The sequence below is a fragment of the Candidatus Spyradosoma sp. SGI.093 genome, assembly GCF_050314555.1.
Lineage (GTDB): Bacteria > Verrucomicrobiota > Verrucomicrobiia > Opitutales > UBA953 > Spyradosoma.
Window position 1 is genome coordinate 304112 of record NZ_JBNPNH010000002.1, and the last position, 17439, is coordinate 321550.

Annotated in this window: 13 protein-coding genes; 8 read left to right on the forward strand and 5 right to left on the reverse strand. The window is 63.9% G+C overall.

The annotated features are described in order from the left end of the window. Positions 1 to 26: 26 nt before the first annotated feature. The gene (locus ACQREB_RS03365) at positions 27 to 1625 is read left to right on the forward strand and encodes an exo-alpha-sialidase (RefSeq protein ID WP_427765284.1); all 1599 of its coding nucleotides are present in this window, start codon (positions 27 to 29) and stop codon (positions 1623 to 1625) included. Further along, entirely contained in the window at positions 1626 to 2249 is a 624-nt protein-coding gene (locus tag ACQREB_RS03370; RefSeq protein WP_427765286.1) for a hypothetical protein, read from the forward strand. Positions 2250 to 2601: 352 nt separating this feature from the next. On the opposite strand, the gene ACQREB_RS03375 is transcribed toward ACQREB_RS03370, so the two are convergent. Continuing rightward, complete coding sequence (locus ACQREB_RS03375) at positions 2602 to 3570, reverse strand: PEP-CTERM sorting domain-containing protein (RefSeq protein ID WP_427765289.1); 969 nt, start codon at positions 3568 to 3570, stop codon at positions 2602 to 2604. Positions 3571 to 3759: 189 nt separating this feature from the next. On the opposite strand from ACQREB_RS03375, the gene ACQREB_RS03380 reads away from it, so the two are divergent. Beyond that, a complete protein-coding gene (locus tag ACQREB_RS03380; RefSeq protein WP_427765291.1) occupies positions 3760 to 4926 on the forward strand; it encodes a diflavin oxidoreductase in 1167 nt (388 codons plus the stop codon). A 130-nt stretch (positions 4927 to 5056) separates the two neighbouring features. Here the strand turns inward: ACQREB_RS03380 and gmk are convergent, their stop codons facing one another. The 3 genes from gmk to nifJ all read right to left on the reverse strand — a co-directional run bounded on the left by gmk (position 5057) and on the right by nifJ (position 10398). Next, positions 5057 to 5665, reverse strand: a complete 609-nt coding sequence (gmk, locus tag ACQREB_RS03385) for a guanylate kinase (protein WP_427765293.1) — start codon at positions 5663 to 5665, stop codon at positions 5057 to 5059. A 1-nt stretch (position 5666) separates the two neighbouring features. Next, entirely contained in the window at positions 5667 to 6203 is a 537-nt protein-coding gene (locus ACQREB_RS03390; RefSeq protein WP_427765296.1) for a hypothetical protein, read from the reverse strand. A gap of 634 nt (positions 6204 to 6837) precedes the next feature. After that, entirely contained in the window at positions 6838 to 10398 is a 3561-nt protein-coding gene (nifJ, locus tag ACQREB_RS03395; protein WP_427765297.1) for a pyruvate:ferredoxin (flavodoxin) oxidoreductase, read from the reverse strand. A gap of 158 nt (positions 10399 to 10556) precedes the next feature. On the opposite strand from nifJ, the gene ACQREB_RS03400 reads away from it, so the two are divergent. From ACQREB_RS03400 to ACQREB_RS03420, 5 genes are all read left to right on the forward strand, one after another. Continuing rightward, the gene (locus ACQREB_RS03400) at positions 10557 to 11861 is read left to right on the forward strand and encodes a hypothetical protein (protein WP_427765299.1); all 1305 of its coding nucleotides are present in this window, start codon (positions 10557 to 10559) and stop codon (positions 11859 to 11861) included. A 90-nt stretch (positions 11862 to 11951) separates the two neighbouring features. After that, on the forward strand, positions 11952 to 12572 hold the full coding sequence (locus ACQREB_RS03405) for a LysM peptidoglycan-binding domain-containing protein (protein WP_427765301.1): 621 nt from the start codon (positions 11952 to 11954) through the stop codon (positions 12570 to 12572). Between the two features lie 30 nt (positions 12573 to 12602). Continuing rightward, positions 12603 to 13601 (forward strand): ParB/RepB/Spo0J family partition protein, encoded by a 999-nt coding sequence (locus ACQREB_RS03410; protein ID WP_427765304.1) that lies wholly within the window; start codon positions 12603 to 12605, stop codon positions 13599 to 13601. Between the two features lie 16 nt (positions 13602 to 13617). Continuing rightward, a complete protein-coding gene (locus ACQREB_RS03415; RefSeq protein WP_427765306.1) occupies positions 13618 to 14004 on the forward strand; it encodes a ribosome-binding factor A in 387 nt (128 codons plus the stop codon). Between the two features lie 88 nt (positions 14005 to 14092). Continuing rightward, a complete protein-coding gene (locus ACQREB_RS03420; protein WP_427765309.1) occupies positions 14093 to 16717 on the forward strand; it encodes an alpha-N-acetylglucosaminidase TIM-barrel domain-containing protein in 2625 nt (874 codons plus the stop codon). Between the two features lie 169 nt (positions 16718 to 16886). Here ACQREB_RS03420 and ACQREB_RS03425 read toward each other — a convergent pair whose 3' ends face one another. After that, entirely contained in the window at positions 16887 to 17420 is a 534-nt protein-coding gene (locus tag ACQREB_RS03425) for a hypothetical protein (protein WP_427765311.1), read from the reverse strand. Between the last annotated feature and the right edge of the window lie 19 nt (positions 17421 to 17439).

Here is a 17439-nt window from a genome sequence, read left to right on the forward strand (position 1 = left end):
GTAAAAATCCAACGAAAATCCGATTTATGAACCTCCGAAAAATCCCCTCCCTCCTCACGAAAATCTCCGTCGCCGCGTTCATCTTCGCGGGAACGTTCGACGCGCTCGCCGCCGTCAACGCCAAGCCGGAAACGAACGTCTGGCCCGTCATGGCGCGCATGGACTACAACCCGGTGCTGAAGCTCGCGCTCACCTCCGACGGCGAGACGCTGAGCGGCGTGCAGATCGACCTCACGGGAACGACGAAAATCCGCGACGTGGCGAGCGTGGACGTGTATTTCGGCGGCAACTCGGTCGGCAAGGCGGGCGAGAAATTCGGCTCCGCGAAGGTCACGGGCGCGCCGAAGCTCACCGTCTCGGGCAAGCGGAAACTTTCCGGCGGCGAGGAGCTTTGGGTCAGCGTTCAGCTGAAGAAGGACGCGGACATCACGGGCAAGCTCGCGCTCGCCGTCACGGGGCTGACGGTCAACTCGCGCGTGCAGAGCGTCAGGGACGCGAAGACCGAACAGCGCATCGGCTACTGCGTGGCGAAGCCCGGCGACCTCGGCTCGAAGAATTACCGCATTCCCGCGCTCGCGCGCAACCCGAAGACGGGAACGCTGATCGCGACCTACGACATCCGCTACAATCACGCCGGCGACCTTCCCGCGAACATCGACGTGGGCGTGAGCCGCTCGACCGACGGCGGGAAGACGTGGACGCCGACGACGGTCGCCATCGCGCACAAGGCTCTCGGCAACGGCAACGGCGTCGGCGACCCGGGCATTCTCGTGAACGACGCGAACGGCGAAATCTGGATCGCCGGGCTCAACGCCGGCAAGTGCGGCCACCCGATCTGGACGAGCCGCGCGGGAACGACCGATCCCGCGAACTGCTCGCAGATGATTCTCGTGAAATCCTCCGACGACGGCAAGACCTGGAGCAAGCCGATCAACATCACCGAAAGCGTGAAGCGCCTCGGCGCCCCCGATACGAAGAACTGGGGCTCGCTCTTCCAGGGGCCCGGCGCGGGCATCTGCATGAAGGACGGCACGCTCGTCTTCCCCGCGCAGGTGTGGATCCGCAACGCGGACAATTCCAAGACGGAAGGCGAAGGCGCGAGCCGCGGCCTGCTCGTCTATTCCAAGGACGGCGGCAAGACCTGGCAGTCCACGAAGGGCTCGCCGTTCGGCGGCTCGGAATCGACCTGCGTCGAGATGAAGAACGGCGCGATCGCGCTCAACACGCGCACGAACCACGGCTGGGGCCGCACGGGCAGCATTCTCAAAAAGCTCGATTCGACGACGGAATGGGTCATCGACGAAAACCTCGCCCGCGGCGCGAAGGGCAATCTGCGTCAGCCGGGCGGCTGCCAGGCGGCGCTCCTCTCCAACGGCAAGGAATGGTTCTTCTCGAACCCGAACGCCGGCAACCGCAGCCGCATGACGCTGAAATATTCCAAGGATTTCGGCAAGACGTGGAGCAGCGGCCTGCTCTACGACGAACGCCAGTGCGCCGGATATTCCTCGACCGCGTTCACGGACGAAAAGGGAACGCGCATCGGCGTGCTCTACGAAGGCACGCCGAACTCGCAGACGCTGTTCTTCCTGAGCATTCCCGTCGAGGACGTCAAAAAGGCGAAATAAATGCCGGAAAAGGCGAAACAGTTTTCCGGCTTCATTCTCGATCGCGCCGTTCACGGCGAAAAATTCTGGCGCGTCGTCGTTCTCACGCGGGAACACGGCGCGCAGACGTGTCTCGTGCGCATCGCGGGCAAGAACAAGACGACCTGCGTGCCCGACCTGTTCGACGAGGCGGAAATCCTGCTGGACAAGCCTAAGGCGGGCGCCGAGGACGCGCCGCGCTTCGCGAAGGAATACCGCGTCGTGCGCCGCAATTCGGGAATTTCCGGCAACTACGCCGCCCTCGTCTGCGCCAGCAAACTCGCGTCCGTGCTCGCGAAAAACGCGTTCCCGTCGGACGCCGCCGACGCCGTCTTCGCGCTCTGCGCCAACGCCTTCCGCGCCTTCGGCGAAAAACCCAACGCGGAAGCGGCGTATCTGAAGGCGCTGTGGACGCTCGCGCGCGAAACCGGCTATCCCGTCAAGGAGGACTGGTTCGAGAATTCCGCCTTCGACGACCGCGAGAGCGTCGCCGCGATTCTGAAGACGCCGCTCGACGCGCTCGAATGCGATCCGCGCGACGTCGCGCACCACACGCGCCGACTCGAAGCCTGGCTCGAACGCGAGCACCACTTCGTGCTCGCCTGAGCCCGCCGCCCGCGCTTTTCCGCGGTACGCGGAGAAATCGCGAAAGCAAATCTTCAACAGGGATTGCGGGGATTTTAAGGGATTTTTTTTGCGGGAACGCAAAGGAGGGCGACCGTCTCGGTCGCCCCCGAAATCCGCGGACACAAACTTCCCTTTAATCTTTAACCTTTAAGCTCTTCGTTTAAACACAGAGGAACGAAGAAACAGAAAAACGGAGATTCGCGGGAACGCCGTTTCGGGGGCGAAAGCATTCCTGCCTTCGTTCCCGCGGCGGACGATTTTCCGAAGACACATTTTCGCCGCGCGACGACCGCACGTCCCGCGACGGAGACGCGGACGTTAAGCTTTCTCGTTAGGCCTTCTTCCGTCTGCGGCGCGTTCCCGCGAGCGCCAGCGCGCCCAAGCCCGCGAGCAAGGCGAACGCCGACGGCTCCGGCACGGGAACGGGAAGAGCGAGCGCGCTCCAGCTCGAGAGCGTCGCCGTCCCGCCCAAATAGATCGTGTAGGAATTTTTCGTCCATGCGGGCGTCTTGCCGTCCGAACTCGCGTCGACGGGCGTTTCGACAGGTGTCACGGCGCATGAGATGAGCTCATTTGCCTTGTAGTCGTCGGAATCCGTGACGTAAATCTTTGTGAGAAGCTCGCCGTCATATTCTATGCCCCAAAGCGTGATCGCGTGCCCGGAAGCATAATTGGAGTCGTTCCCGTAGGCGATCGAAAGCGCGACGGGGCCCGTCGCGAGCATGTCGGCGAGCACGCCCGCGGCGTCCTTAGCGTAGCGCTGATCGTCGGACACATCCGCGAGATTGCCGAATTTAATCCAGCTCGGCAGACCTTCGTTCGTCCAACCGCAGGTTTCATTCACATAGTCTTCCCAGTAACGACCGCTGCTCGTTTTGGGGTCCTCGACCTTAAAATCGTTCTCGTAGTTGCTCGCCACAAGATTGCAGCCGCCGAAGTACCACTCCCAAGCGACGTCCGTGCCGCGTCCGACGTTCTTGAAGGAATCCGTGAACGCCTTGTAAATCTCCGCCTGCGTGCGCGGCGTTCCCGCGGGAATCGCCGACGCGGCCGCCTTGGACTGCCACCACGCGATGACGTTCGACGCCGTCGCCGCCCAGCACATCATGGAATCCGGACCGGTGTAGATGTTTCCGGACTTGTTGACGTCGATATAGCCGCCGGCCATGCTCGCGCCCGGAACCCAAACCTCCTCCGCGCGGGCGGACGGCGCGAGCGCTGCGGCGAAGGGAAGCGCGACCGCGGCGAACGCGGAGGCGCGGAAGAAGAATCTGCGGGAACGGAATATCGTGTTTTTCATGGGGATTGTGTTTTAAGGGGTGAAACAAGGAGCCGCGGAAAATCCGGAATCGGCACAAGGAGATTTTACCGCGCCCGTCAAATCCCCGCGGACGTCCTCGCTTTTTTCTCGCGAAACGCGGCGAAGAGGCGCAGAATCGCCGTCGCATTTCATGCATTTGAACCCGTCAAAATTTAACTCCTAAAAAACATGGCAGAAGAAACTACGTGTCCTTATTCCAAGACGAATCCCTATCTCGCGACGCTCGCCGTGCGTTCCCGCGCGAACGCTCCCGAATCGCAGAAGGAGACCGTCCACCTCGAAATCGATCTCGGCGACAGCGGCCTGGTCTATAAGTCCGGCGACTCGCTCGGCGTGTATCCGCGCAACGCGGACAAGCTCGTCGACGCCGTGCTGAAGGCCTACAAGTTCACGGGCGACGAGAGCGTCACGCTCCCGAAGGCGACCGCCGCGACCACGCTGCGCGCCGCGCTGACGACGGAGCTCGCGCTCGGCGCGATCACCAAGAAATTCGTGCAGTTCGTGCACGACAACGCCGCGTGCGACTGCGACAAGGCGAAGCTCGCCGAAGTGCTCGGCAACGCCGATCCCGTCGCGCAGAAGGCGTGGATCGACGCGCGCCACGTGCTCGACCTCGGCGAGGAATTCCCGTCCGTGAAGTGCGACGCGCAGGCGTTCGCGGAACAGCTCCGCAAGCTCGCGCCGCGTCTGTATTCGATCTCCTCGTCCCCGCGCTTCGTCGGCAAGGACAAGGTGCACCTGACGGTCGCCGTCGTCCGCTACGAGACGAACGGCCGCGCGCGCGACGGCGTCTGCTCGACGTTCCTCGGCGAATACGCGCCCGTGGGCGCGCCCGCCCTGCCCGTCTTCGTCGCGAACTCGCACTTCGGTCCGCCGGCGGATCTGAACGCGCCGATGATCATGGTCGGCCCGGGAACGGGCATCGCGCCGTTCCGCAGCTTCGTGCAGGACCGCGCCGCGCAGGGCGCTAAGGGCAAGAACTGGCTCTTCTTCGGCGACCAGCGCGTCAAGACCGACTTCCTCTACCAGGCGGAATGGGAAAAGGCGCTCGCCGACGGGCTGCTCACGCGCCTCGACTGCGCGTGGTCCCGCGACCAGGACTACAAGATTTACGTTCAGGACAAAATCCGCGAGGCCGGCGCCGAAGTCTGGAAATGGCTCAACGACGAAGGCGGCTATTTCTTCATCTGCGGCGACGCCAAGCGCATGGCGAAGGACGTCGAAGCCGCCCTGCTCGAAATCTTCAAGACGCACGGCGGGCTCGACGACGCGGGCGCGGCGGACAAGCTGAAGGCGCTCAAGGCGGAAGGCCGCTACCAGAAGGACGTGTACTGACGTCGGTCAGGTACACCCGACCCAAAAAAAGCGTTCCCGCGATTCGTTTCGCGGGAACGTTTTTTGTCACGAGCGCCGTTCCCGCGGATGCGGCGCACGGGAACGCGACAGAGCGGGAAGGCGAGGCGCGTCAGACGCGCATTTTCGCCGCGGCGTAGATCGCGCGGATGCGGGCGAAGTCGGCCTCGCGGTCGCCGGAGACGAGGCAGTAGTCGTATTCGCGCCAGCGCGGCATCTCGTCGAGCGCGACGCGCATGCGGCGTTCGATTTCGTCGGGGGCGTCGGTGCCGCGTCCGGTCAGGCGCGCGCGGAGCTCCTCGACGCTCGGCGGCATGATGAACACGGAGACGAGCGCGTCGCGGACGAGCGCGTTTTCCGTCGCGATGCGGCGCACGGTCGCGGCGCCCTGCACGTCGAGATTGAGCAGGACGTTCTTCCCTTCGGCGAGAATGGATTCGACCTGCGCGCGGCGCACGCCGTAGCGGTTGGAATGCACGTGCGCGTGTTCGAGAAAGTCGCCGCGCGCGACGCCCGATTCGAATTCTTCGTGAGAAAGAAAAAAGTAATCGACGCCGTGGCGTTCGGTTCCGCGCGGCGCGCGCGTCGTGCACGTGACGGCGCGGGAAAGTTCCCGCGGGAACGCTTCGAGCATGCGGTCGCAGAGCGTGGTCTTCCCGCTTCCGGCGGGACCGGAGACCAGCAGCAGAATCGGTTTGGAGCGGAATGTTTCCATGGTCATTTCAGAAAAAAAGGAGCGAGGAGAGATTCGCGGCGCCGAGCAGCAGCAGCGCGCCGCCGACTGCGCGGGAACGCCCGGGCGTGCGCGTCGAAAACGCGAGCGCGTCGCGCAGCACGTAAGGCGCGGCGCCGACCCAGAGCGCGCCGACGATCAGCAGATACGCCGTTCCCGCGAGCACGCACGAGCGCGGCGTCTGCCCGAAACCGATTTTGAGCAGCTCGTTGCAGACGAAGAGCGTCAGCACCGCAAGCGCGCGCAGCGGCAGAAGGTCCGCGAGAAATCTGAACGCGAGCACGCCCGCCCCGCCGAAGAGCACGAAGAAGCTCCAGCGCGGGAAGCCCGCCAGATCGACTTCGCCGATCGTCGCGAGGTGATACGCGAACCACGCGAGCGCCGCCGCCCAGAGCAGATTGCCCGCGGCGCGGGAACGCGGAAACGCGGTCAGCGCGGGCGCGAGACGCGTTTCCGCGAAGAAGAGCGCCGCTCCCGCCGCGCAGAAGACGCCGCCCGTGAGCGCGTATGCCGAAAAAAGATTCATTGCGCCAAGCCTACGCTTCGCCGTCGTCGGAGTGAAGCCAAGAAACGCGTGGCGGAGAAGGATTTTCGCGAACGCGTCGGATTCCCCCGCGAGAACGCCTGTAAAACCAATGCTCTGGGGGAGAAATCCTCGAGGATTTTTTAGCCGCGGAAACTCACGGAAATCCTCACGGAGGCTCACGGAAACGCGCGGCGGTTTCGAGGAAGCGGCGTTTCGGCGCTTTTCCGTGGAGATTTCCGTGAGCTTCCGTGGTCAAGAAAAAGGAGTTTGCGTCTGCGGACAATACTGCGCCTCACGATCGAAGGCAGGAATGCCTTCGCCCCCAAGACGCGTTCCCGCAAAAGAAAGAAAATCCCTTAAAATCCCCGTAATCCCTGTTGAAAAAGTTTTCGTCTGCGGATTTCGAGGAAGCGGCAGGTAAGCAAAGCGTGGAGCCATGCCGCCTTTCCCCTTTAAAACTTTTTTTGACTTCTCGGTTTTTCTTTGCGCCTTGGCGTCTTGGCGGGAGAATTTGCGTCTGCGGATTTCGCGAAATTCGCGGTTCCGCGTTCCCGCGGATCTCCGTGAGCACTGAAAACGAAAAAGCCGTTCCCGCGGGGAGCGGGAACGGCTTTCTTGTCGCGGAAGCGGAGGATTATTCCGCCTTCGGGGCCGGTTCGTAGGCCTTCTTCGATTCCTGGTAGTAGTGGAATCGATTGGAGATTTCCTCCTGCGCCTTCGCGTAGAGCTCGGCGGCGTGCGCCGGGTTCGCGCGCTGCAGACCTTTGAATCGCGTTTCGAGGTTCATGAAGTCCTGAAGCGCGGTCTTCGGCACGGGCGTGTCGAGCGTGAACGGATTCTTGCCGAGCGCGATGTTCGCCGGATTGTAGCGGAAGATCGGCCAGTAGCCGGATTCGACCGCGACCTTCTGGTGCGCCGTGCCGTCCGCGAGGTTACGGTAGCCGTGGGCGATGCAGTGCGCGTAGGCGATGATGATCGCCGGGCCGTCGTAGGCTTCGGCTTCCTTCATGGCCTGGAGCACCTGCGTGTCCTTGTAGCCGAGCGAGACGCGCGCGACGTAAACGTGGCCGTACTGCACGGCGATCTGCGCGAGGTCCTTCTTCGGGAGCTTCTTGCCCGCCGCGGCGAATTTCGCGACCGCCGCGATCGAGGTGGACTTGGACATCTGTCCGCCCGTGTTGGAATAGACTTCCGTGTCGAGGACGAGAATCTTGATGTTCTTGCCCGAGGCGATCGCGTGGTCGAGTCCTCCGTAGCCGATGTCGTACGCCCAGCCGTCGCCGCCGACGATCCAGACGTTCTTCTTGACGAGGAATTCGGAGAGCGCGGCGAGGCGCTTGGCTTCCGGCGTTCCCGCGGCTTCGAGCTTCTTGTTCAGCTCGGCGACGCGTTCGCGCTGCGCGGCGATGTCGGCTTCGGTGGTCTGCGGCGCTTCGAGAATCGCCTTGGCGAGTTCTTCGCCGACCGTTCCCGCGGCTTCGGCGAGAGCCTGGCGCGCGATTTCGGTCTTCTTGTCGATCGCGTAGCGCATGCCGAGGCCGAATTCGGCGTTGTCTTCGAACAGCGAGTTCGCCCAGGCCGGGCCGCGGCCGTCCTTATTGACGGAGTAAGGCGTCGTGGGCAGGTTGCCGCCGTAAATCGAGGAGCAGCCGGTGGCGTTGGCGATGTAGGTGCGGTCGCCGAAGAGCTGCGTCATCAGCTTGATGTAGGGCGTTTCGCCGCACGCGGAGCAGGCGCCGGAGAATTCGATGAGCGGCGTCATGAACTGCGAGTCGCGGATCGTGTTGCCGAGCTTCGTGCGGTCCGGATCGGGAAGATCCATGAAGAAGTCCCAGTTCTTCGCCTCGGCTTCGCGCAGCGGCGGCTGGGGCGCCATCATGAGCGCGTGGCGCGTCGGATCGTTCTTGTCCTTGCCGGGGCAGACGTGCGTGCAGATCGTGCAGCCCGTGCAGTCTTCCGGAGCGACCTGGATGGTGAACAGCGTTCCCGGGAAGTCCTTCGCCTTGAAGGGCACGCCCTTGAAGGTTTCGGGGGCGCCCGCCTTGAGCGCTTCCGGGTAGAACTTCGCGCGGATCGCGGCGTGCGGACAGATCGTCACGCACTTGTTGCACTGAATGCAGAGTTCCGGATTCCAGACGGGAATCTGGTCGGCGAGGTCGCGCTTTTCGAAACGCGTCGTCGCGGAGGGGAACTTGCCGTCCGCGGGCATCGCGGAGGTCGGGATGAGGTCGCCCTTGTTCGCGATCATCATCGCCTGCACGCGCTTGAAGAATTCCGGCGCGCCCTTGTATTCCGGGAGCGTCTGCGGCTTCGCGTCGGCGTCCGGCGTCGCGGGAACGTCGATTTCATGCAGGTTGGCGAGCGAGTTGTCCACCGCCTTGAAGTTCATCTGCACGACTTCCTCGCCCTTCTTGGCGTAGGTCTTTTCGATGGACTTCTTGATCTGCGCGATGGCTTCGTCCTTCGGGAGAATGTTCGCGAGCGCGAAGAAGCACGCCTGCATGACGGTGTTCGTGCGGCCCTTCATGCCGGATTCGGCGGCGACCTTCGAAGCGTCGATGACGAAGACGCGGAGCTTCTTGGCGATGATCTCCTCCTGCCATTCCTTGGAGAAGCGCTTCCACGTTTCCGCGGGCGCGAACGGCGAGTTCAGCAGAATCGTCGCTCCCGGCATCGCGTATTCCAGAATCGGCTGGCGGCCGATGAAGACGTACTGCGAGCACGCCACGAAGCCCGCCTTCTGGATGAGGTAGGCGGAACGGATCGGACGCGGGCCGAAACGCAGGTGGGAGACCGTCGAGGCGCCGGACTTCTTGGAGTCGTACACGAAGTAGCCCTGCGCGAAGTTCGGCGTCTGTTCGCCGATGATCTTGATGGAGTTCTTGTTCGCGCCGACCGTGCCGTCCGCGCCGAGGCCGACGAAGACCGCGCGCTTGACGTCGTCCGCCTCGATGTCGAACGCGTTGTCCCATTCGAGCGAGGTGTGCGTCAGGTCGTCGTAGATGCCGATCGTGAAGCGTTTCTTCGGAGCGGGCTTGGCGAGCTCGTCGTAGATCGCCTTGACCATGCCCGGGTTGAATTCCTTGGAGCCGATGCCGTAGCGGCCGCCGATGATGGTCGGCATCGCCTTGCCGGATTCGGCGTAGGCGGCGAAGACGTCGAGCAGCAGCGGTTCGCCGAGCGAGCCGGGTTCCTTCGTGCGGTCGAGCACGGCGAGGCTCTTCGCCGTCGCGGGAACGGCCTTCAGGAACGCTTCCGCGTCGAACGGCAGGAACAGGCGGACCTTGACGAGGCCGAGCTTCGCGCCCTGCGCGTTGAGCGCGTCGATCGTCTCTTCGATCGTTTCGCAGGACGAGCCCATGGAGACGATGACGCGATCCGCGTCCGGAGCTCCGTAGTAGTCATAAAGATGATACTGGCGGCCGGTGACTTCCGCGAACTTGTCCATGAGGTTCTGGACGATTCCGGGAACGGCGTCGTAGTATTTGTTGACGGCTTCGCGGCCCTGGAAATAGACGTCCGGATTCTGCGCGGTGCCGTGGACGTTCGGGCGCTCCGGCGACATGGCGCGGGCGCGGAAGGCGGCGATGTCCTCTTCGTCGATGACGGCGCGGATTTCGTCGTCGGAAAGCGTCTGAATCTTGGAGACTTCGTGCGAGGTGCGGAAGCCGTCGAAGAAGTGCATGAACGGCACGCGCGACTTGAGCGAAGCCGCGTGGGCGATGAGCGCCATGTCCTGCGCCTCCTGCCCGGAAGTGGAGTTGAGCATGACGAAGCCCGTCGAGCGGCAGCTCATCACGTCGGAGTGGTCGCCGAAGATCGAGAGCGCGTTCGTCGCAAGCGCGCGCGCCGTCACGTGCATCGTGAACGGAATGAGCTCGCCGGCGATCTTGTACATGTTGGGGATCATCAGCAGCAGGCCCTGCGAGGCGGTGAACGTCGTCGTCAGCGCGCCCGCGAGCAGAGAGCCGTGCACGGCGCCCGCGACGCCGGCCTCGGACTGAAGCTGCTCGATGCTCGGGGTATTGTTCCAGAGATTGGGCATCTTCTTCGCCGACCATTCGTCGCACGATTCCGCCATCGGGGAGGAAGGCGTAATCGGGTAAATCGCGATTACCTCGCTGAGTCTGTAGGCGACGGAAGCGACGGCTTCGTTCGCGTCCATCGTTTTGAATTTGGATGTAGATTTTGCCATAACTGCCGCAATTTTGCGCTTCCCCCGCCTCCGATTCAACGCAAAAACGCGCCGGAAAAGAAGAACGCTCCCGCGCGCAGAGCGCTCTCTTTAAGCTTTGACCCTTAACCTTTTTTCTGTGTCGCCAGGCGCGGGGAGAAAAGGCAGACTCGCGGACGATGAAAGCGTTCCCCCGAAAAATTTTCTTCCGGCGGCGCGTCGCGTTCGCCGCGTGCGCGCTCGCGGCGGCGTGCGGCGTTCCCGCCGTCGAAAGCCTCGCCGTGCCGGAAGCGCCCGAAGCCGCCGAGGACGCGTCCCGCGAAGCGGCGGAGTTCGCGCGCGCCGCGGAAAAATTCTGGGGCGAACCCGCGGAGGCGCTTTTCGACGCCGGCGGACTTTGGGCGGGGCGCCGCGCCCAAAAGACGGAGACGGGCGACAAGGTCGTCGAGACGCTGTTTTCCGTCTATCTGCGCGGCGAAAAAATTCTCGGGCTTCCCGCGGAGGAGGCGAAGGCGCGCGCGCGCGAGGGTCGGCTCGCCGAAATCGAGATCATGTTCTTCAACAAAGGCGATTCCGCGGCGCGCGAGGGTTTCGGCAGCAAAAGCGGAAAGTCCTCGGACGAAAAGGAGAAGTTCGTCCGCAAAAGCTGGAAGGCGAGCTTCGAAGCCGTGCGGGAACGCCTGGCGCCGCTGGGCGAGGAGACGCGCGGGCGCGCGGGAACCTCCAAACTGCGCCGCCGCGTTTCCGTCTGGAAAAGCGGCGAAACGGCGTTCGTGCTCGAGGCGGAGGAAAACGAATTCGTCCGCGTTTCCGTCGTTCCCGCCGCCGGGCTGAAGGAAACGCTTTCGGGCAAGGCGGACCGCGCGGACGCGGACGTGCGCAAGAGCGTCGTGCGCCGCCCGAACGGCGACGTCTTCATCGGCGGGCTGCCGATGATCGACCAGGGCGGCAAGGGCTACTGCGTTCCCGCGACGGTCGAGCGCGTGCTGCGCCACTACGGCGTCGGCGATGTGGACATGCACGAAATCGCCGAGCTCGCGGGAACGGGCGTCGGCGGCGGAACGTCCGTCCGCGAAGTCGTCGGCGGCCTCGCTCCCGTCGTCAAAAAAAGCCGCCTGAAATTCGCCTCCGTGCCGATGAATTTTTCGAAGATCAAAGTCTGCGCGGACAAAGGCGTACCGATGATGTGGTGCATGTTTTCGGCGCCCGAGTATCTGGCGCGCCTGCGCGAAAACACGCTCGCGCGAGAGGACGCGGCGGACTTTTCCGCCTTCGCGCGCGGGCTGCGCCGGCAGGCCGTGCCCAAGATTTCGGGCGAGCTGCGCAAATACGCGCACATGTGCCTCATCATCGGCTACAACGCGAAGACGAAGGAAATCTGCGTCTCCGATTCCTGGGGCGATTCCGCCGCCGAACGCTGGATCCGCTTCGAGGACGCCCTCGCCTTCTCGCAGAAGGAGCCGCTCTGGATTCTGGAGCGCTGAGGGCGCCGGAAAATCCCGCCGGGCGTTCCCGCGCCGCCTCAAAATTTTTCTCGCGGAGGCGCGGCACTTCGCGGATACTCTCCGCAGAACATGGCGAATTCATTTTTCACGATTTCAAAAATTGCGTTTTTGGCGTTCTGCGCCGCGGCGTTCCCGCAGGGGCTCTTCGCCCAACAGCAGCCGTCGGCGCGCCAGGTCGCCGCGCTCATCGAGGAAGTGACCGCGCTGCGCGACGAAGTCAACCGTCTGCGCATGGACGTCGAAGACCTCCGCGAACAAAACGCCGCGCTGCAGGAGAAGAGCGCATCCGCCAAAAACCGGGGCGCCGATTTCGCAGCGGAAATCGCCGCGCTGCGCGTCGAGTTCGGCGGCAGGCTCGAAGCGCTCCGCCGCGAACTGTCCGCCGAAATCGAAAAGCGCCTCGCGCGCGCGAACGCCGAGACGAACGCCGCGCTGAAGGAATTCCGCCGCCAGGTCAACGAGGCGCTCGATTCCGCCGCCAAATCCGCTCCGAAAACGCCCGCGCCGACGGCGGAGCCGAAGGATCTTCCCGCGAGCGGCATTCAATACAAGATCCGCGTCGGCGACACGCTGACCAAGATCGCGCGGGAACAGCGTTCCAAGATCGCGTGGATTCTTTACGTCAATCCCGGTCTGAATCCCGACCGGCTGCCCGCGGGCAAGGAAATCGTGATCCCGCAGGCGGACTGAGCTTTTCATCTTTTCGGACAAGGAAAAAACATGGCGCAGCCCAAGAAAAAATTCGGCCTCGGCAGAGGCGTCAACAACATCATTTCGCAGTCCGCCGTGAAGAAGGCGGCGGAGGCTTCGTTCCGCAGAAACGCCGCTCCGGCGCCCGTTCCCGCGGCGCCCGCCGCTCCCGCGGGAACGCCCGCCGCGGCGAAGACCGCGGTGCCGATTCCGCCCGCCGCCGGATCCGCGCCCGCGTCTCCGTTCCGGGAAATCCCGATCGCCGCCGTCTCCGCCTCGCCGAACCAGTCCCGCAAGAATTTCGACGGCGGAGCGCTCGACGAGCTCGCCGACTCCATCCGCGCCGAGGGGCTCATGCAGCCGATCGTCGTGCGCGAAAAGGCGAAGGGCGAATTTCAGCTGATCGCCGGCGAGCGCCGTCTGCGCGCCTGCCGCATCGTCGGCATGAAGACGATTCCCGCGCGCGTGATGAAGGCGAGCGACGCCTCCAGCGCGGCGATGACGCTCATCGAAAATCTGCAGCGCGAAGACCTCGACCCGATCGAGGAAGCCTTCGGCATCGGCAGCCTGATGCGCGACTTCAATCTGACGCAGGAGGCGGTTTCCGAGCGCATCGGCAAGGCGCGTTCGTCCGTCGCCAACGCGCTGCGCCTGCTCTCGCTCGACCGCGAGATTCAGGGCTACGTCGGCAAGGGTCAGCTCAGCGTCGGCCACGCGAAGGTGCTGCTCGGCGTCGAGAACGAGATGGAGCGCCTGCTGCTCGCGCGGCGCTTCGTCGAGTCCGGATGCAGCGTGCGCGACGCCGAAAAGCTCGCGAAGAAAATCCGCGAAGGCAAGACGGCCTCCGCCAAGGCGGACGTTCCCGTCGTGCGCGAGATTTCGCAGGAGATCTTCAACATCGAAAAGAATCTCTGCTCGCGTCTGCACGCGAAGGTGCAAGTCAAGCACGGAAAGACTTCCGGAAAAATCATCATCGAGTACCACGGGAACGACGATCTCGCGCGGCTGCTCGAATGCTTCGGCATGTAATCGGATTTCAACGACAATGTCCCAACGAACCGTCCGCGTCAACGAACTGCTCCGCCTCGAAATCAGCGAAACGCTGCACCGCCGCTGGCAGAGCGAAAGCGCCCGCATCACCGTCACCTGCGTCGAGATTTCGTCCGACCTGCGCGAGGCGCGCGTGTTTTATTCCGTCATCGGCGGAGCCGAGGAACGCGCCGCCGCGCGCCGGCTCTTCGAGCGCGTCGGCAAGACGCTGCGCATGGAAGTAGCCCGCCGCGTCATTCTGAAGTACACGCCCGCCTACCGCTTCGTCGAGGACAAGGGCGCCGCCGCGGGCGCGTCGGTCATCGACCTGCTCGACCGCGTCGCCGAAGAGGACGCCGCCCGAGACAGGAAATACGGCTCCGACGCAGCCCCCGAGTCCTGATTTCCGCGCGGGAACGCTTCGGGCTAAAAAAACCGTTCCTGCGAAGCGCGCGATTGTCTTTGAGCGGGAAATCGCGTAAGCTCGCGGCATGTTCAAAATCCCCTCACTCGACTCTTTGCCGCTCCGGATCGCGGCGGGCGCGCTCGCGCTCGCGTTTTCGGGAACGCTTTTCGCTCAGACGGCCGCGCTGACCGAAGAACAGACCGCGCAGCTCGCCAAACTCGCCGAGCGCTACGGCGGTCCTTCCGCCCCGAAGCCCGCCAAGGGCAAGACCAGGACCGCTGCCGCGAAGCCGGCGGTCTCCTTCAGGCTCGACAAAAAGCAGAAGGGCTTCCGCGTGCGCGCGAACGGCCCGACGGTCTCCGTCACCGCGGGAACGCTCAACGAGCTCGCCGCCGGCTACGGCTACTATCTCAAGCACGGGAAGAATCTCATGTGGAGCTGGAGCGCGAACCGGCTCGCGCCCGCCGTTCCCGCGAAGCAGAAGGAATTTTCCGCGGAGACGCCGTGGGAATGGCGCTACGCCTACAATTACTGCACGCTGTCGTACACCTCGGCGTTCTGGGGCAAGACGGAATGGCGCAACGAGCTCGACCGCATGGCGCTCAACGGCGTGAACCGCGTGCTCGTGCAGGCGGGACTGGAAAAAGTCTGGCAGCTCACGCTCGCGGAGCTCGGTTATCCGAAGGAAAAGATCTTCGCCTACATTCCCAGCCCGGCGTTCGCGGCGTGGTGGAACATGGGCAATCTCGAAGGGCACGGCGGTCCGCTCACGCAAAGCCAGATCGACGGCGAGGCGGCGCTCGGCAAATTCATCGTCTCCTACATGCGCAACTACGGCATGGAGCCGATTCTGCAGGGCTTCGTCGGTCTCGTGCCGCACGATTTCGGCGAGCACTGCAGACTCGAAGGCCTCCGCATCATTCCGCAGGGAAATTGGGTGGACGGCTTCCTGCGCCCCGCCGTGCTCGACCCGACGACGCCCGCGTTCAGCAAAGTCGCCGAAGTCTGGTACAAGAATCTCGAAAAAGTTTACGGCGTGAAGGCGAAGGCGTTCGGCGGCGACCTCTTCCACGAGGGCGGAAAATCCGGCGGGATCGCGGTCGCGGACGCGGCGAAATGCGTGCAGACGGCGATGCAGAAGGCGTCTCCGGGCAGCGTCTGGGTGCTGCAGGCGTGGCACGGCAATCCGTCGGCGACGCTGCTGAGCGGGCTCGACAAGGACAAGTGCGTCGTGCTCGCGCTGTGCAAGGACATGGTCGCGGGAACGTCTCACGGCTACAGCTACCACGGCGCGCCGTGGGTGTGGTGCGAGCTCTCCAACTTCGGCGGCAACCACGGACTCTACGGCTCGCTGAAGGTGCTCGGAAAAATCGGCGTCATGGCGACCGCGGACGGGAGCGACAAGCTCGTCGGCATCGGTCTCATCCCCGAAGGCACGGAAGTCAACCCGATCACCTACGACCTGCTCTACGACCGCATCTGGACGCCGCGCGAAACCGTCATGGACGACGCCGAAATCGCGACGTGGATCGACGGCTACGCGCTGCGCCGCTACGGGAAGAACGTTCCCGCCGTGAACCGCGCGTGGAAGCTCCTCGAACGCTCCGTGTACAGCCCGACGCAGGACCAGGAAGGCTGCACGGAATCCATCATCAGCGCGCGCCCGAACCGCAACGCGCAGAAGGCGTCCACCTGGGCGTCCGGAAAAGTGTATTGGAATCCCAACGACGTCCGCGCGGCGTTCGCCCTGCTCGTCGGCGCCGGAGAAAAGGACGCCGCGCTCGCCGCGCTTTCCACGTACCGCTGGGACCTCTGCGACGTCGGGCGGCAGTTCGCGTCCGACCTCGCGCGCCCGCTGCTCGCGAAGGCGATGGAAGCCTACGACGCCGGCGACAAAAAGGCGTTCGAGCTGCGCTCGAAACAGTTTCTCGACCTCATCGCGTCCACGGACAGACTGCTCGCGACGCACACGCTGTGGCGTTTCGGCCGCATGTACCAGATGGCGCTCGCCAAGGGGAAAAGCAAGGCGGAGAAGGAAAATTCCGCGCGCGCGCTCAAGACGCTGCTCACCAGCTGGGGCGGCAAGCCCGGCTCGCTCAACGACTACGCGCACCGGCAGCTTTCCGGGCTGCTCAAGGACTACTACCTCGTCCGCTGGGGCTACTTTTTCGACGCCCACAAGAAGGCGCTCAACGGCGACCGGTCCGCGCTCGACGCGCTCGAGGGCAAGATCAACGCGCTGATGAACGACTGGTGCAAGGCGACCAAGCCCGTCTACACCGCCAAGGCGGAGGGCAAGACGCTCGTCGAGGCGCAGAACATGCTCAAGAAATTCGCGCCGCTCGCCGACGAGCTCTTCTCCGTTCCCGTGAACAACGACCGCCCGTGGACGATCCGCGACGGCGCGAAGGAACTCGTCTTCGACGTCTCCGACGACATCATGAAGGCGGGAACGTTCACGGCGACGTTCCGCTGGAAGAGCGGCGACAGCGCGCTCGTCGTGAAGCGCGTGCGCCTCTACGAAGGCGACAAGATCGTCGCCGAAGACGCGCACCGCGGCACGACCGGACACGACGACCAGAACAACGTCTACACGCTGGAAGTGAAGCAGCTCCGCACGAGCCTCGACGCCTACGTGCTGAAGGCGGACGTGGAAGGCGTCTCCTCGAACAACTCCTCGGGAGTACTGATCTTCAGTCGCGCGAAGTGAAAGCGGCGGAGTGATGAAGTTATGAGGTTATGAAGGTTATGAAGTGATTTGACTTTCGCTTCGCGAAAAAGATTTTTTGAAATCCTTTCGGCGAAGCCGAACGCAATGAACTTCACCACTTCATAACCTCATAACTCCATAACTTCATCACCTGCCCCTGCCGCGCCATTCACGCCGCCGCGCGCGTGAGGCAGAGCAGCGAGCCCGACGCGAACGCCAGCGGGAACGGCGAGCAGTCGAGCCTGCCGAAATGCCGCGCGTAAATCCGCGAATACAGCGAAAAGTTGTAAATCGCCCACGCGCGTTCCGTGCGGATCGCGTTCAGGAAATCGCCGCGTTCCCGCATGGCGCCGACGGCCTCGCGCACGGCGCGACGCTCCGCGGCGAAAAGCGCTTCCGCCTCCGCGGGAACGCGCGCGACGAGGGCGCCCGCCCGCGCGTCGATCTCCGTAAAAAGCGCCGCCTCGCGCTCGACGGAAAGCTCCGGACCGAACAGCTCGAACACGCGCAGGCAATATTCGTAAACGCGCCGCGCGAACGCCGTGCCGCAGCGTCTTCCCGCCGCGCGCAGCAGCTCCGCGAGCACGCGCCGCGCGCGGGGTCCTCCGTGAGCGCGGCAGAAATCGGCGACGATTTTCCGCGCCTCTTCAGAATTTCCGGCGCAGGTCAGCGCCGCCTCCAATGCTTTGATCTCTCGTTCCATAACGAAGAGAAAGCGTCGG

Excerpts from the sequence above, each read along its gene's own strand:
- nifJ (WP_427765297.1), bottom strand. The coding sequence starts at position 10,398 with ATGGCAAAATCTACATCCAAATTCAAAACGATGGACGCGAACGAAGCC.
- ACQREB_RS03415 (WP_427765306.1), top strand. The coding sequence starts at position 13,618 with ATGTCCCAACGAACCGTCCGCGTCAACGAACTGCTCCGCCTCGAAATC.
- ACQREB_RS03375 (WP_427765289.1), bottom strand. The coding sequence starts at position 3,570 with ATGAAAAACACGATATTCCGTTCCCGCAGATTCTTCTTCCGCGCCTCC.
- ACQREB_RS03380 (WP_427765291.1), top strand. The coding sequence starts at position 3,760 with ATGGCAGAAGAAACTACGTGTCCTTATTCCAAGACGAATCCCTATCTC.
- ACQREB_RS03420 (WP_427765309.1), top strand. The coding sequence starts at position 14,093 with ATGTTCAAAATCCCCTCACTCGACTCTTTGCCGCTCCGGATCGCGGCG.
- ACQREB_RS03370 (WP_427765286.1), top strand. The coding sequence starts at position 1,626 with ATGCCGGAAAAGGCGAAACAGTTTTCCGGCTTCATTCTCGATCGCGCC.
- ACQREB_RS03365 (WP_427765284.1), top strand. The coding sequence starts at position 27 with ATGAACCTCCGAAAAATCCCCTCCCTCCTCACGAAAATCTCCGTCGCC.
- ACQREB_RS03400 (WP_427765299.1), top strand. The coding sequence starts at position 10,557 with ATGAAAGCGTTCCCCCGAAAAATTTTCTTCCGGCGGCGCGTCGCGTTC.
- ACQREB_RS03390 (WP_427765296.1), bottom strand. The coding sequence starts at position 6,203 with ATGAATCTTTTTTCGGCATACGCGCTCACGGGCGGCGTCTTCTGCGCG.
- gmk (WP_427765293.1), bottom strand. The coding sequence starts at position 5,665 with ATGACCATGGAAACATTCCGCTCCAAACCGATTCTGCTGCTGGTCTCC.
- ACQREB_RS03405 (WP_427765301.1), top strand. The coding sequence starts at position 11,952 with ATGGCGAATTCATTTTTCACGATTTCAAAAATTGCGTTTTTGGCGTTC.
- ACQREB_RS03410 (WP_427765304.1), top strand. The coding sequence starts at position 12,603 with ATGGCGCAGCCCAAGAAAAAATTCGGCCTCGGCAGAGGCGTCAACAAC.
- ACQREB_RS03425 (WP_427765311.1), bottom strand. The coding sequence starts at position 17,420 with ATGGAACGAGAGATCAAAGCATTGGAGGCGGCGCTGACCTGCGCCGGA.